The sequence below is a fragment of the Pseudomonas sp. SCPG-7 genome (assembly GCF_002156405.1).
GTDB lineage: Bacteria > Pseudomonadota > Gammaproteobacteria > Pseudomonadales > Pseudomonadaceae > Aquipseudomonas > Aquipseudomonas parakoreensis.
This window is the reverse complement of record NZ_MVOO01000001.1, coordinates 871422-885307: the sequence shown is the minus strand read 5'-3', so window position 1 is coordinate 885307 and position 13886 is coordinate 871422. Positions and strand designations below refer to the sequence as shown.

Below are 13886 nucleotides of genomic sequence, written 5' to 3'. Positions count from 1 at the left end.
AAATGTGTGAACAACGTTGACCCCTGTGGGAGCGGGCTTGCCCGCGAAAGCGATGTGTCAGACGCCGTAACGATTACGGGAAATGCACTGCCTCAAATCACCCGCCGATGCGCACGCGTGATTGTGCAGAGCCTGCTCAATGTGCGGCGCAACCACGGCAGGTCATGTCGTGGTTTCTGCTGCACCACCGGTGCCCTGGTCATGCCAATATGCCGGGCAAAGTCCGCCGCCAGTGTTTCCTCTGTGCCGATGCCCTTGAGCTTCTTCAGCAACTTGCCGTTCTTGTAGAACAGCACCGTCGGCGTGCCGGTGACCAACGGATGGCGCGGCGACTCACGGGTGTTAAGCATGTAGATATTGGCGCGATGCCGGTACGGCTCGGCAATCTGACGAAAAATCGGCCCGGCGAACTCGCAGGCAGGACAGTGTTCATTGGCGAAGTACAGGATCACCGGGCGCCAGGTTTTCAGGGCTTTGCGGTAGGTAGCAGGCAGGTCTGGAAAGCGAGTCGTCGAACTCATGGGAACCTCCTTGAAGACGCATTCTCAACGTTGCTGACGCTAATCCCATGGGCAGCTTTCCTCTACTGTCAGAGTTGACAGTAGACCGTGCGCGTTTTCGGTGAGTGCGCACTCAAATGTGGCCCGAGTACCCGAGCGATGTGGCCCACGGTAGCGCCTGAGAAATCCACAGCGAGTAACACCTTCCTGATGCTATTCGCATCCCTTTGATTCCAAAAACATTTCAATCCACTACAGATTCCCCGCCATTCCTATGGCACACTTTCTGCTGTCTATTCCGTAGTAACAAACCGTATTCCGGTATAGCGGAATAAACATCATCCTGGAGTGCTTGCCATGCATCGCCGTCCTTCGTTGTTCAAAGCGTGTGTTTTTGTTCTTGCGGCTTCGTCCGCTGCCATGGGCATGGCCCAGGCAGCCGACAGCAAACTCGACAGTGTTCTGGCCCGGGGCAAGCTGATTGTCGGCACCGGCAGCACCAATGCGCCGTGGCACTTTCAGGGTGCGGACGGCAAGTTGCAGGGCTTTGATATCGACATCGCCAGGATGGTGGCCAAGGGTTTGTTCAATGACCCGAACAAGGTCGAGTTCGTCGTGCAGTCGTCCGATGCGCGGATTCCCAATCTGCTGACCGACAAGGTCGACATGAGCTGCCAGTTCATCACCGTTACCGCCAGCCGTGCGCAGCAAGTGGCGTTCACTTTGCCGTACTACCGCGAAGGCGTCGGCCTGCTGCTGCCGGCCAACAGCAAGTACAAGGAAATCGAAGACCTGCAGGCTGCCGGTGACAGCGTCACGGTGGCCGTGCTGCAAAACGTCTACGCCGAAGAACTGGTGCACCAGGCGCTGCCCAAGGCCAAGGTCGATCAGTACGACAGTGTCGATCTGATGTATCAGGCGGTGAATTCCGGTCGCGCCGATGCCGCTGCTACCGATCAGTCGTCGGTCAAGTACCTGATGGTGCAGAACCCTGGCCGCTACCGCAGCCCGACCTACGCGTGGAGCCCGCAGACCTACGCCTGCGCAGTCAAACGCGGCGATCAGGATTGGCTGAACTTCGTCAACACCGCTCTGCATGAAGCCATGACCGGCGTTGAGTTCCCGACTTACGCGGCATCCTTCAAGCAATGGTTCGGTGTCGACCTGCCGTCGCCGGCGATCGGTTTCCCTGTCGAATTCAAATGATCCCGTGAGAGTGGGGCGATACAAATCGCCCCGCTCAAGGTACTGCTGACCATGAACTATCAGTTGAACTTTGCTGCCGTGTGGCGCGATTTCGACACCTTGCTGGCGGGGCTCGGTCTGGGTCTTGAACTGGCGTTGGTGTCGATTGCCATCGGCTGCGTGATCGGCCTGCTGATGGCGTTTGCCTTGCTCTCGAAGCATCGCGCCTTGCGGGTGCTGGCCTCGGTGTACGTCACGGTGGTGCGTAATACACCGATTCTGGTGTTGATTCTGTTGATCTACTTTGCCTTGCCGAGCCTGGGGATCCGTCTGGACAAGATCCCGTCGTTCATCATCACGTTGTCGCTGTATGCCGGTGCCTATCTGACCGAGGTGTTCCGTGGCGGTTTGCTGAGCATCCCCAAAGGCCAGCGCGAAGCGGGGCTGGCAATCGGTCTCGGTGAGTGGCAGGTCAAGGCTTACGTGACCGTGCCGGTCATGCTGCGCAACGTGTTGCCGGCGCTGTCGAACAACTTCATTTCGCTGTTCAAGGACACCTCGCTGGCCGCCGCGATTGCAGTGCCGGAGCTGACCTACTACGCGCGCAAGATCAACGTCGAAAGCTACCGGGTGATCGAAACCTGGCTGGTGACCACGGCGTTGTATGTCGCGGCCTGTTACCTCATTGCCATGCTGCTGCGTTACCTCGAGCAGCGTCTGGCAATCCGCCGATAGGAGGCTGCGATGTACGAATCCCCCAGTTGGTTGCATGAGTTGTGGGTCGCTCGCGAGACCTTGTTGCAAGGGTTTCTGACCAGTGTGCAGGTGTCGGCGCTGGCGATTCTGTTCGGCACGCTGCTCGGCGTCGTCGCCGGTCTGGTGCTGACTTACGGCAAGTTCTGGATGCGCGCGCCGTTTCGTTTTTACGTTGACCTGATTCGCGGTACGCCGGTGTTTGTGTTGGTACTGGCCTGCTTCTACATGGCGCCGGCGCTCGGTTGGCAGATCAGCGCGTTTCAGGCCGGTGCGCTGGGCCTCACGCTGTTTTGCGGCTCGCACGTTGCTGAGATCGTGCGCGGTGCCTTGCAGGCCTTGCCGCGTGGGCAGATGGAAGCGAGCAAAGCGATTGGCCTGACGTTCTATCAGTCCCTCGGTTATGTGTTGCTGCCACAAGCGCTGCGGCAGATCCTGCCTACCTGGGTCAACTCGTCCACCGAAATCGTCAAGGCTTCGACCTTGCTCTCGGTGATCGGCGTCGCCGAACTGCTGCTCAGCACCCAACAGATCATCGCCCGGACCTTCATGACTCTGGAGTTCTACCTGTTCGCCGGTTTTCTGTTCTTCGTCATCAACTACGGCATCGAATTACTCGGCCGGCACATTGAAAAGCGGGTGGCCCTGCCATGACTCAAGCTCAAGTTTCCAACGTTTCAAATGGCCAGCCGCTGCTGGACATCCGTGGCCTGCACAAGCAGTACGGTGCGGTCGAAGTGCTCAAAGGCGTCGACCTGAGCATGCAGCGCGGCAACGTCGTGACCCTGATCGGCTCCAGCGGTTCGGGCAAGACCACCTTGCTGCGCTGCGTGAACATGCTCGAAGAGTTCCAGGGCGGGCAGATCCTGCTCGACGGCGAATCCATTGGCTATGACGAGGTCGGCGGTAAACGTGTGCGTCACGCCGAAAAAGTTATCGCCCGTCATCGCGCCATGACCGGCATGGCCTTCCAGCAATTCAATCTGTTCCCGCATCTGACCGCCTTGCAGAACGTTACCCTCGGTCTGCTCAAGGTGAAGAAGATGCACAAGGACCAAGCCGTCGCGCTGGCCGAGAAATGGCTGGAGCGGGTCGGCCTGCTGGAGCGGCGCAATCACTTTCCCGGGCAGTTGTCCGGCGGTCAGCAACAGCGCGTGGCGATTGCCCGGGCGATTGCGATGAACCCGAGCCTGATGCTGTTCGACGAAGTCACCTCGGCCCTTGACCCGGAGCTGGTCGGTGAAGTGCTGAACGTGATCAAGGGGCTGGCCGAAGACGGCATGACCATGCTGCTGGTGACCCACGAAATGCGTTTCGCCTTCGAGGTCTCGGACAAGATCGTTTTCATGAATCAGGGGCGGATCGAAGAGCAGGGGCCTCCCAAGGAGCTGTTCGAACGCCCGCAATCACCGCGTCTGGCTGAGTTTCTCAAGAGCACGCGGTTCTAATTTTTGCTTTGTAATCAGGAGAAGTACCCATGAGCATTACTCGATACGGCACCGGCAGCACGGCCGCTGGCGGTCAGCCACGTCCTTTCGCGCGCGCCGTTGAAGCGGACGGCTGGCTGCACGTGTCCGGCCAAGTGCCAGCAGTGGATGGCGAGATCATCGTTGGGGGCATCGTCGAGCAGACCCACCAGACCATGAAGAACCTGATCGCGATTCTCGAAGAGGCCGGTTATGGCCTGGAGGATGTGGTGCGGGCCGGGGTGTGGCTGGACGATCCCCGGGATTTCAGCAGTTTCAACAAGGTTTTCGGCGAGTACTTCAAGCCTGAACATGCCCCGGCGCGGGCCTGTGTGCAGGCGAGCATGATGGTCGATTGCAAGGTCGAGATCGATTGCATCGCGTACAAGAAAAAGGCCTGAACCGAGTCGCACCCATCGCGGGCAAGCCACGCTCCCACAGGGTTCTGTGTTTTGCCAAAAATGCATGCACGCCATCAGTCCTGTGGGAGCGTGGCTTGCCCGCGATGGCGGCCTAACGGTCGCCGCCGTACTCTCGGTAAACTCCCGGCACTTTCATTGGGAACCACTGACATGACCGAAGACACGATCAAACGCCGGGCCCGTGGTCTGGACCGGGCGTTCGATATCCTCGATTTCCTCAAGGAGATCGGCCAGCCGCTGCGTCCGAATGACATCGCCAACGGTATCGGCAGCCCGAAATCCACGGTTTACGAACTGGTGGCGTCGCTGCTGGAACGACGGATTCTGGAGCCGGTGGGCAAGGACGGGCACGTCTATCTCGGTCGCCAGTTGTACTTCCTCGGGCAGGCGCACCTGCGCCATTTCGACCTCAGCCGCGAGGCCGATCATGCCTTGCAGGATATCGTCAGCCAGACCCGGGAAACCGCGCAGATGTGCCTGCTCAACGGGCGCAAATACACGGTGGCGTTGATGAAGGAGGGCGAGCGGCATTTCCGCATTTCGTCCGACATCGGCGAAAACGCGCCGATCCCGTGGACTGCATCCGGACGCCTGCTGCTGGCGCATTTGAGCGACCAGCAGATCATCGACCTGATCGACGAGGACGACTACATCCTGCCCGACGGCGAACGCCTGCCGCTGGAGCGCTTTCTGGCGGAAATTCGGCAGGCCGGGATCGACGGTTTCTTCTCCTTCGACAGCGTGGCCGACACCTTCACCCATTGCTTCGCCGCGCCGGTCAAAGACCCCAATGGTGTGGCCATCTGCACCCTGTGCATCGTCGCCCCACGGGCCGATGCGAAAAACAATTACGACGACTATCGCCGGGTGCTGATCGAGAGCGCCAACAGCCTCGCCCGGCGTATCAACGAATAACCGCGGCTGCCTGCGGCCGCGACTGAATGCGAGGAGTTTGACCATGACGACTGCCATCAATACCGCTGTGGAAAAGGGCGCCGCTGCCATTGGCGCGCACCTTGTGCGTGACGTCAGCCTGCCGGCGCTGGTGCTGCACCGCGAGGCGCTGGAGCACAACATTCGCTGGATGCAGAAGTTCGTCAGCGACAGCGGCGCCGAGCTCGCGCCCCACGGCAAAACCAGCATGACCCCGGCGCTGTTCCAGCGTCAGCTCGACGCCGGCGCGTGGGGTATCACCCTCGCCAGCGCGACCCAAACCCGCGCCGCGTATGCCCACGGCGTGCGGCGGGTGTTGATGGCCAACCAACTGGTCGGCACGCCGAACATGGCGCTGATTGCCGATCTGCTGGCAGACCCGGATTTCGATTTCTACTGCATGGTCGATCACCCGGACAACGTCGCCGATCTGGGCGCCTACTTCGCTTCGCGCGGCGTGAAGTTGAACGTGATGATCGAGTACGGCGTGGTCGGTGGCCGCTGCGGTTGCCGCAGCGAACAGGAAGTCATCGAACTGGCCCAGGCGATCAACGCGCAACCGGCGCTGGCCCTGACCGGCATCGAAGGTTACGAAGGGGTGATCCACGGCGATCACGCGGTCAGCGGCATTCGCGAATTTGCTGCGTCGCTGGTGCGGCTGGCGGTGCAGTTGCAGGACAGCGGCGCGTTTGCCATTGCCAAGCCGATCATCACCGCCTCGGGTTCGGCGTGGTACGACCTGATCGCCGAGTCGTTCGAAGCGCAGAATGCGGGCGGCCGCTTCCTCAGCGTGCTGCGCCCGGGCAGTTATGTCGCCCACGACCATGGTATCTACAAGGAAGCGCAGTGCTGCGTGCTGGATCGTCGTAGCGATCTGCACGAAGGATTGCGTCCGGCGCTGGAAGTCTGGGCCCACGTGCAATCGGTGCCGGAACCGGGTTTTGCGGTGATCGCCCTCGGCAAGCGCGACGTGGCATTCGATGCCGGTTTGCCGGTGCCGTTGCTGCGTTACAAGGCCGGCGTTGTGCCGGCGGTCGGCGACGATGTCGGCGCGTGCAAGGTGACGGCGGTGATGGACCAGCATGCGTTCATGAGCGTGGCGCCGGGGGTTGAGTTGCGGGTCGGCGATATCATTTCCTTCGGCACCTCGCACCCGTGCCTGACCTTCGACAAGTGGCGGGTGGGGTTGTTGGTGGATGAGCAGTTGGCGGTGGTCGAGAACATGGAGACTTGTTTCTAAGGCTTGAGACCGCGTTGCGGCGATTCGCTGGCAAGCCAGCTCCCACAGGGATCTCATGAGCTGTGAAGATTGTGTGGGAGCTGGCTTGCCAGCGATGAGGCCGGATCAAACACCACCGAATCAGCAGAGACGCCACCCGATGACCACCCTCAGCCCCCTGGGCCCGAACACCCCGCGCATCGCCCTGATCGGCGAATGCATGATTGAACTCCAGCACCGCGCCGACGGCAGCCTGCAGCAAAGCTTCGGCGGCGATACCTTGAACACGGCGGTGTATCTGTCCCGCGCCCTCGGCGACAAAGCCCAGGTCGATTACGTCACCGCGCTCGGCGATGACAGCTTCAGCGATGCCATGTGCCAAAGCTGGGCTGACGAAGGCATTGGCCTGGATCTCGTGCAGCGTCTGCCCGGTCGTTTGCCGGGCCTGTACTGCATTCAGACCGACGCCAACGGCGAGCGGCGTTTCCTCTACTGGCGCAATGAGGCGGCGGTGCGCGATTGCTTCACCACCCCGGCGGCGGAGCCGATTCTGGCGGCGCTGCCGGACTACGACGTGCTGTATTTCAGCGGCATCACCCTCGCAGTGTTAGGTGCGAAGGGCCGCGAACGCTTGATCCAGACCCTGATCGAAGCCCGCCAGCGCGATGCGCGGATCGTCTTCGACAACAACTATCGGCCACGTTTGTGGGCGTCACAGGAAGAGGCGCGGGCGGCCTATCGCAGTGTGTTGCCGCATGTCGATCTGGCATTGCTGACCGTCGATGACGAGCAGGCACTGTTCCATTTTTCCGACTGCGATGCGGTGTTCGAGGCGTACGCGCAGATCGGCACTTCGGAAGTGGTGCTCAAGCGCGGCGCCGAGGCATGTCTGATTCGTTGTGATGGCGAGGCGTTCGAAGTGCCGGCGCAGCAGGTCGATAAGGTTGTGGACACGACAGCGGCGGGGGATTCGTTCAGTGCGGTGTATCTGGCCAGGCGGTTGTCGGGTGGCAGTCCGGTGGAAGCGGCGCAGGCTGGGCATTTACTGGCGAGTCGGGTCATCCAGTTCCCGGGAGCGTTAATCTCTAAGGACTGACAACTATCCCTGTAGGAGCTGCCGAAGGCGGCGATCTTTTGATTTTGCTTTTTTAAGATCAAAAGATCGCAGCCTTCGGCAGCTCCTACAGGGAAACAGGGCAATCAGGTCAATCGCGGAAAAACACCTGCACCAGGTGATAGCCAAACTTGCTCTTGATCGGTCCGTGCACCGTGCGCAACGGTTTCTTGAAGATCACCGCATCAATCGCGCCGACCATCTGCCCCGGCCGCACTTCACCCAGATCGCCGCCGCGCTTGCCGGACGGGCAGGTCGAGTATTTCTTCGCCAGCACATCAAACGCTTCGCCCTTGGCAATGCGTTGTTTGAGCTGTTCGGCCTCTTCGGCGGTTTTCACCAGAATGTGGCGGGCTTGGGCTTTCATCGTGCGATACCTGTAACGGGGTGACGGCGGGGCGCGGGATTATGCCTCAAGTGACGGCGTTTGGTTGATCATCTCGCGGATCTTGTTCGCCAGCACTTCAATCGAAAACGGCTTGGCCACCATGTCCATGCCGTCCTCGAGAAAACCCTGACGCTCCGCAGCTTTCTGCGCATAACCGGTCATGAACAGCACCTTCAGTCCCGGGCGATGCTGGCGGGCGATTTCCGCCAGTTGCCGGCCATTCATCCCCGGCAGGCCGACGTCGGTCACCAGCAGATCCACACGCAACTCCGATTCCAGCAGCGGCAGGGCAGCGCTGGCGTCGGCAGCTTCGTGGGCGAGGTAACCCAGCTCCTTGAGCAGGTCGAGCACCAGCATGCGCACCGCCGGGTCATCTTCGACCACGACCACGGTTTCGCCGCAAGTGGCCGTCGGCGCTGCACTGAGGGTTTCCACGACTGGCCGTTCGGGCTCCAGCAGGTTCAGGCGCGGCAAGTACAGGCGCACACAGGTGCCCTGGTTCGGCAGGCTGTCGAGGCTGACATGGCCGCCCGACTGCTGGGCGAAACCATAAATCATCGACAGTCCGAGCCCGGTGCCCTGACCAATCGGTTTGGTGGTGAAGAACGGATCGAAGGCCTTGGCGCGCACTGATGGCGTCATGCCGGTGCCGTTGTCGCTGACCGCCAGCATCAGGTAGTCGCCGGCCTTGACCGGTTCGAGGGTGGTGATGTCGTTGCCGTCGAGATAGACGTTGGCGGTTTCGATCAGTAACTCGCCACCGTCGGGCATGGCGTCGCGGGCGTTGATCACCAGGTTGAGCAGGGCGTTTTCCAGTTGGCTGACGTCGGTGCTGATCGGCCACACATCGTCGGCCAGGCGCAGCGTGAGTTCGATCGGGTCGCCCTTGGTGCGGCGGATCAAATCTTCCAGCGAATGAATCAGTTCGTTGACGTTGAGGGTCTTGCGGTCCAGCGACTGCCGACGAGAGAACGCCAGCAGGCGATGAGTCAGCGCCGCTGCACGGTTGGCCGACGACACCGCCGCTTCGGTGAAGCGCCCGATTTCATCGGCGCGACCGTCGGCGATGTAGCGTTGCATCAGGTCGAGGCTGCCGATGATCCCGGTGAGCATGTTGTTGAAGTCATGGGCGATACCGCCGGTGAGCTGGCCGACCGCTTCCATTTTCTGCGCATGGCGCAACGCATCTTCGGCGCGCTCGCGTTCGAACATCTCGTTCTGCAGGCGCTGATTGGCCTGGGCCAGTTGTTCGGTACGGGCGCTGACCCGTTCCTCAAGGGTTTCATTGAGGTTGCGCAGCGCTTCTTCGGTCTTTTTCCGTTCACTCTCGTCGATCACGAAAATATAGAAACCGTTGACTGAGCCATCGGCGCCGTGGCGCGGCAGGTAATTCATCAACGCATGACGGCTGCTGCCGTCGCGGTGCGGGGTGTACAGGCTGAACGAGCAGGGACGCCCGGCCAGCGCCTCGGCGATGTACGGCGCGCGCAGGAAGTAGGCTTCTTCGCCGATCACTTCGCGAATGGTGCGGCCATACAATTCCTGAGGCGTGAGGCCGTACCAGTCCAGATACGCGGCGTTGTTCAAGCGGAAGCGCTCTTCGTGGTCGACGTAACTGATGAGGATCGGCATCGCGTTGATGATCAGCTGCAATTCGGTCTGGCTCTGACGCAGCGCCTGCTCGGTGTGCTTGCGCTCGGTCAGGTCCAGCGCGGCGCCGAGGAAACGCACGGGTCGCCCGTGGTGATCCTTGTAACAGCGGCCACGGGCAAACACCCAGCGCAGTTCGCCGTCGGCTTTGAGCAGCCTGTATTCCTCGGCGTATTCGGTACCGTGGGTGATGCAATGCTTGATGCTGCGGGCGATCAACGCGCGGTCTTCGGGGTGCACCCCTTGCAGGTAATCGCTGATCGGCAGCTGACTGGCCAGCGCCGGATCGATGCCATGCAGTTGGGCGAAGTGGGCATCGGCGATGAAGCGGTCTTCACCGATGTCCCAGTCCCAGGTGCCGACTGCATCGGTAGCGGCCAGCGCCAGTTGCAGGCGCTCCTCGGTGTCGCGCTGGGCCTTGAGGCTTTCTTCGGAACGACGTTGCAGTTCAAGGGCAATGCGCCGGCGCTCGTTGGTTTCGATGGCCGTGACCAGAATTCCGGCCACTTGCGCATCTTCATCGCGGATGGGGCTGTAAGTCAGGTCCAGCCAGAAGTCGGACTCCTTGCCTTCGCGTTGCAGGGTAAATCGCCGTTCGCTGTAGGTGCGCACCTGGCCTTGTAGGACGGCTCGATAAATCGGGTCGGTAAAGTCCTGAAGTTCTGGCCATATCAGGTGCGCCGGCTGTCCGAAAGCGTGCGGATGCTTGCTGCCGGCGAGCATCGCGAAGCCATTGTTGTAGATCTGCGTGAGCTGCGGCCCCCACAACAGCAGCATCGGCATCGGCGAGTGAATCACTATATCCACCGCGGTGCGCAGGCTTTGCGGCCAGGTGCCGGCGGCGCCCAGCGGAGTGCGGCTCCAGTCGATCCGGGCGATCAGGGCTTGGGCGTCATCGGGGGTGGGTGCTGCGTTCATCACATCTATCCTGAGCGTCGGTCAGTGCGTTGGCATCTACTATTCTTGCACTTGCGGTAGACGCTGTATGACCCGTTACGTCACGACAGCGGGTCATTTCTGTTCATTGAATGCTTCGCGGGTGCTTATTGCCATGGAAATCGATGCACTGTTGCTCCGTCTGTCGAGCCAGCACGGCTCGGATCTGTTTCTGTCCACGGGAGCGCCACCCAGTGCGCGTATCGATGGCGTGCTGACGCCGTTCAGCGAGCGGCCATTCAAACCCGGTGAGGTCGAGGCCATCGCCAACTCCCTGATGGACGCCGAGCAGCGGCGTGAGTTCGATCGGGAACTGGAAATGAACCTGGCAATTTCCCGCACCGGTGTCGGACGTTTTCGCCTGAACATCTTCAAGCAACGCAACGATGTGTCAATCGTGATCCGCAACGTCAAACTCGATATCCCGCGCTTCGAAGACCTCAAACTGCCGCCGGTGCTGCTGGATGCAGTGATGCTCAAACAAGGGCTGATCCTGTTCATTGGCGCCACCGACTCCGGCAAGTCGACCTCGCTGGCCGCACTGATCGACCATCGCAATCGCCATAGCAGCGGGCACATCATCACCATTGAAGACCCGGTGGAGTATATCCATCGACACAAGCGCTCGATCATCAATCAACGCGAAGTCGGCGTCGATACCCGCAGTTTCCATGCGGCGCTGAAAAACACCCTGCGCCAGGCCCCGGACGTGGTGCTGATCGGTGAAATCCGTGACCGCGAAACCATGGAACATGCGCTGACGTTCGCCGATACCGGGCATCTGGTGCTGTCGACGCTGCATGCGCACAACGCCAATCAGGCGCTGGACCGCATCGTCAATCTGTTCCCCGAAGAGCGCCGCCCTCAGTTGCTGCATGCGCTGGGCAACAATCTCAAGGCGTTCGTCTCGCAACGGCTGGTGCGTACGCTGGACGGTCAGCGGCGGGCGGCGGTCGAGGTGATGCTCGGCACCCCGACCATCGCCGACCTGATCCGCCGCAACGAGTTGGGCGAACTCAAAGGCATCATGGAGAAGTCCGGCGAGGTCGGCATGCAGACCTTCGACGCGGCGCTGTATGCGCTGGTGGTGGAGGGCGTGATCAGTGAAGACGAAGCGCTCAAGCATGCCGATTCACAAAACAATCTGCGCCTGCGTTTGAAACTGCATGCCGAAGCGGGCCCGGCGCCCGCGCCTTCATCATCAGGCGATTGGGGCTTGATGGATTAACACCTCACCCCTGTGGGAGCGTTTAGTCCGACAGCTCCGGGCGATTGCGAAACTGCTCCAGCGCTTCAGGATTGGCCAGCGCATCAGTGTTCTTCACCGGTTCGCCATGCACCACATTGCGTACGGCAAGCTCGACCACTTTGCCACTGATGGTGCGCGGAATATCGCTCACAGCAACGATCTTCGCCGGCACGTGGCGCGGCGTGGTGTTGGCGCGGATCACCTGGCGGATCTGCTGTTGCAGATGGTCATCCAGCGTCACTCCGTCCTGCAGGCGCACGAACAGCACCACGCGCACGTCGTCCTGCCATTGCTGCCCGATCGCCACGCTGTCCAGCACCTGCGGGACCTTCTCGACCTGACGATAGATTTCCGCCGTGCCGATGCGCACGCCGCCGGGGTTGAGCACGGCGTCGGAGCGGCCATGGATCAGCATCCCGCCGTGGGGCAATTGTTCGGCGTAATCGCCCTGGGCCCAGACGCCGGGGAACAGGCTGAAATAGGATTTGCGCAGCTTTTCGCCGTCTGGGTCGTGCCACAGGCCGACGGGCATCGCCGGGAAGTGCCGAGTGCAGACCAGCTCGCCTTTTTCGCCGATCACGGCAACGCCGGCGTCGTTCCACACTTCAACCGCCATGCCCAGGCTCTTGCCCATGATTTCGCCGCGGCGCACGGGCGACAGCGGGTTGCCGTTGACGAAGCACGAGACCACATCGGTGCCGCCGGACATCGATGCCAGGCACACGTCGCGCTTGAAGTCGCGGTAGACGAAATCGTAGCTTTGCGGCGACAGCGCGGAGCCGGTGCAGAGCAGCGTTTTGAGACTGCTCAGATCATGGCTGTGCGCAGGCTTGATGCCGCTGCTTTCCAGTGTCGCGAGAAACTTGGGGCTGGTGCCGAACACGCTGATGCGCTCATCGTCGATCAGATCCAGCAGTCGCTCATGGCCGGGGTGAAACGGCGAGCCGTCATACAGCACCACCGCGCTGCCGACCGCGAGGGCCGAGACCAGCCAGTTCCACATCATCCAGCCGCAAGTGGTGTAGTAGAACAAGCGGTCACCGGGGCCGAGATCGACGTGCAGCCCATGCTCCTTGGCATGTTGTAGCAGCACGCCGCCGGTGCTGTGCACGATGCATTTGGGGACGCCGGTGGTGCCGCTGGAATACAGCACGTACAACGGATGATTGAACGGCACCGGGACAAACCGCGGGTCGCCGCCGGGTTGGTAGAAATCGTTCCACAACGTCACGTTGGCACGGGTGTGGAAATCCTCGGCACGGGCCTGCGCGCGAGCGTAGGGCACGATGATCAATTGCTGCAGCGATGGCAGTTGCGCGAGGATTTCGTTGACCTTGGTGGTTTGATCAATGTTTTTGCCGGCGTAACGGTAGCCTGCGCATGTGATCAACACTTTGGGTTCGATCTGGCCGAAACGGTCGATCACGCCGTGGGTGCCGAAGTCTGGCGACGAGCACGACCAGATCGCCCCGAGGCTGGTGGTCGCGAGCATCGCTACCAGGGTCTGCCAGGTGTTGGGCATGCACGCGGCCACCCGGTCGCCGAGGCCAACACCGGCGGCTTGCAGGCTGGCCTGAAAACCGGCGACGTGTTCGGCCAGTTCGGCCCAGGTCAATTGCTCGCGCTGACCGTTTTCCGCCACGGCGATCACCGCGACCGCATCGTCACGACGGCGCAGCAAGTGTTCGGCAAAGTTCAGGGTCGCGCCGGGAAACCATTCGGCACTGGGCATTTGCGCGCCTTCACGCAGGACGGCGTCGGGTTGGGTGTGAAAGCGAATATCGAAGAAGTCGACGATCGCCTGCCAGAACGCTTCGCGCTGATCCACGCTCCAGCGGTGCAGGTCGGTGTAGCTGCTCAGTGCCAGGCCATGACGCTGATTGATATCGCGGCGGAACTGATCCATGCGCGATTGGGCGATACGCTCGGCATCGGGTTGCCAGAGGAGGTCGGACATTGGTTTGCCTCTTGTTTTGTTGTTCAAGCACACAGGTCAGCGTGCAGCACTTAATTCTGTGGCGAGGGAGCTTGCTCCCGATCGGCTGCGCAGCAGTCGTAAATTCTCGGGGGC

General features: G+C 61.2%; 13 protein-coding genes. 9 read left to right on the top strand and 4 right to left on the bottom strand.

Features of this window, described 5'->3' with window-relative positions; genetic code table 11:
• Positions 1 to 92 precede the first annotated feature (92 nt).
• A complete protein-coding gene (locus B1722_RS04035) occupies positions 93 to 521 on the bottom strand; it encodes a co-chaperone YbbN (protein WP_041064602.1) in 429 nt (142 codons plus the stop codon).
• A gap of 336 nt (positions 522 to 857) precedes the next feature.
• Between B1722_RS04035 and B1722_RS04030 the strand changes: the two genes are divergently transcribed.
• From B1722_RS04030 to B1722_RS03995, 8 genes are all read left to right on the top strand, one after another.
• A complete protein-coding gene (locus B1722_RS04030; protein WP_086791461.1) occupies positions 858 to 1706 on the top strand; it encodes a transporter substrate-binding domain-containing protein in 849 nt (282 codons plus the stop codon).
• 51 nt (positions 1707 to 1757) lie between these two features.
• On the top strand, positions 1758 to 2420 hold the full coding sequence (locus B1722_RS04025; protein ID WP_003225455.1) for an amino acid ABC transporter permease: 663 nt from the start codon (positions 1758 to 1760) through the stop codon (positions 2418 to 2420).
• 9 nt (positions 2421 to 2429) lie between these two features.
• Positions 2430 to 3092 carry an amino acid ABC transporter permease gene (locus B1722_RS04020; protein ID WP_041064595.1) on the top strand — a complete coding sequence of 221 codons (663 nt, stop codon included), beginning with the start codon at positions 2430 to 2432 and terminating at the stop codon, positions 3090 to 3092.
• Entirely contained in the window at positions 3089 to 3886 is a 798-nt protein-coding gene (locus B1722_RS04015) for an amino acid ABC transporter ATP-binding protein (RefSeq protein WP_041064592.1), read from the top strand. The genes B1722_RS04020 and B1722_RS04015 overlap by 4 nt, the downstream gene beginning before the upstream one ends.
• A gap of 29 nt (positions 3887 to 3915) precedes the next feature.
• Complete coding sequence (locus B1722_RS04010; protein ID WP_007912330.1) at positions 3916 to 4305, top strand: RidA family protein; 390 nt, start codon at positions 3916 to 3918, stop codon at positions 4303 to 4305.
• 171 nt (positions 4306 to 4476) lie between these two features.
• Positions 4477 to 5241: an IclR family transcriptional regulator gene (locus B1722_RS04005; RefSeq protein WP_041064579.1), complete on the top strand. Its 765-nt coding sequence runs from the start codon at positions 4477 to 4479 to the stop codon at positions 5239 to 5241.
• A gap of 43 nt (positions 5242 to 5284) precedes the next feature.
• A complete protein-coding gene (locus tag B1722_RS04000; protein ID WP_086791459.1) occupies positions 5285 to 6499 on the top strand; it encodes an amino acid deaminase in 1215 nt (404 codons plus the stop codon).
• A 139-nt stretch (positions 6500 to 6638) separates the two neighbouring features.
• Complete coding sequence (locus tag B1722_RS03995; RefSeq protein ID WP_086791457.1) at positions 6639 to 7574, top strand: sugar kinase; 936 nt, start codon at positions 6639 to 6641, stop codon at positions 7572 to 7574.
• 109 nt (positions 7575 to 7683) lie between these two features.
• On the opposite strand, the gene B1722_RS03990 is transcribed toward B1722_RS03995, so the two are convergent.
• The gene (locus B1722_RS03990) at positions 7684 to 7959 is read right to left on the bottom strand and encodes a peptidylprolyl isomerase (RefSeq protein WP_003225447.1); all 276 of its coding nucleotides are present in this window, start codon (positions 7957 to 7959) and stop codon (positions 7684 to 7686) included.
• Positions 7960 to 7998: 39 nt separating this feature from the next.
• Positions 7999 to 10548 carry a PAS domain-containing sensor histidine kinase gene (locus B1722_RS03985; protein WP_086791455.1) on the bottom strand — a complete coding sequence of 850 codons (2550 nt, stop codon included), beginning with the start codon at positions 10546 to 10548 and terminating at the stop codon, positions 7999 to 8001.
• Between the two features lie 133 nt (positions 10549 to 10681).
• Between B1722_RS03985 and B1722_RS03980 the strand changes: the two genes are divergently transcribed.
• A complete protein-coding gene (locus B1722_RS03980) occupies positions 10682 to 11794 on the top strand; it encodes a PilT/PilU family type 4a pilus ATPase (RefSeq protein ID WP_086791453.1) in 1113 nt (370 codons plus the stop codon).
• Between the two features lie 22 nt (positions 11795 to 11816).
• Here the strand turns inward: B1722_RS03980 and B1722_RS03975 are convergent, their stop codons facing one another.
• The gene (locus B1722_RS03975; RefSeq protein ID WP_086791451.1) at positions 11817 to 13772 is read right to left on the bottom strand and encodes an acetoacetate--CoA ligase; all 1956 of its coding nucleotides are present in this window, start codon (positions 13770 to 13772) and stop codon (positions 11817 to 11819) included.
• Between the last annotated feature and the right edge of the window lie 114 nt (positions 13773 to 13886).

Bases quoted from the DNA above. Each gene is read 5' to 3' on its own strand.
- B1722_RS04035 (WP_041064602.1), bottom strand. From the start codon at position 521: ATGAGTTCGACGACTCGCTTTCCAGACCTGCCTGCTACCTACCGCAAA.
- B1722_RS04030 (WP_086791461.1), top strand. From the start codon at position 858: ATGCATCGCCGTCCTTCGTTGTTCAAAGCGTGTGTTTTTGTTCTTGCG.
- B1722_RS04025 (WP_003225455.1), top strand. From the start codon at position 1,758: ATGAACTATCAGTTGAACTTTGCTGCCGTGTGGCGCGATTTCGACACC.
- B1722_RS04020 (WP_041064595.1), top strand. From the start codon at position 2,430: ATGTACGAATCCCCCAGTTGGTTGCATGAGTTGTGGGTCGCTCGCGAG.
- B1722_RS04015 (WP_041064592.1), top strand. From the start codon at position 3,089: ATGACTCAAGCTCAAGTTTCCAACGTTTCAAATGGCCAGCCGCTGCTG.
- B1722_RS04010 (WP_007912330.1), top strand. From the start codon at position 3,916: ATGAGCATTACTCGATACGGCACCGGCAGCACGGCCGCTGGCGGTCAG.
- B1722_RS04005 (WP_041064579.1), top strand. From the start codon at position 4,477: ATGACCGAAGACACGATCAAACGCCGGGCCCGTGGTCTGGACCGGGCG.
- B1722_RS04000 (WP_086791459.1), top strand. From the start codon at position 5,285: ATGACGACTGCCATCAATACCGCTGTGGAAAAGGGCGCCGCTGCCATT.
- B1722_RS03995 (WP_086791457.1), top strand. From the start codon at position 6,639: ATGACCACCCTCAGCCCCCTGGGCCCGAACACCCCGCGCATCGCCCTG.
- B1722_RS03990 (WP_003225447.1), bottom strand. From the start codon at position 7,959: ATGAAAGCCCAAGCCCGCCACATTCTGGTGAAAACCGCCGAAGAGGCC.
- B1722_RS03985 (WP_086791455.1), bottom strand. From the start codon at position 10,548: ATGAACGCAGCACCCACCCCCGATGACGCCCAAGCCCTGATCGCCCGG.
- B1722_RS03980 (WP_086791453.1), top strand. From the start codon at position 10,682: ATGGAAATCGATGCACTGTTGCTCCGTCTGTCGAGCCAGCACGGCTCG.
- B1722_RS03975 (WP_086791451.1), bottom strand. From the start codon at position 13,772: ATGTCCGACCTCCTCTGGCAACCCGATGCCGAGCGTATCGCCCAATCG.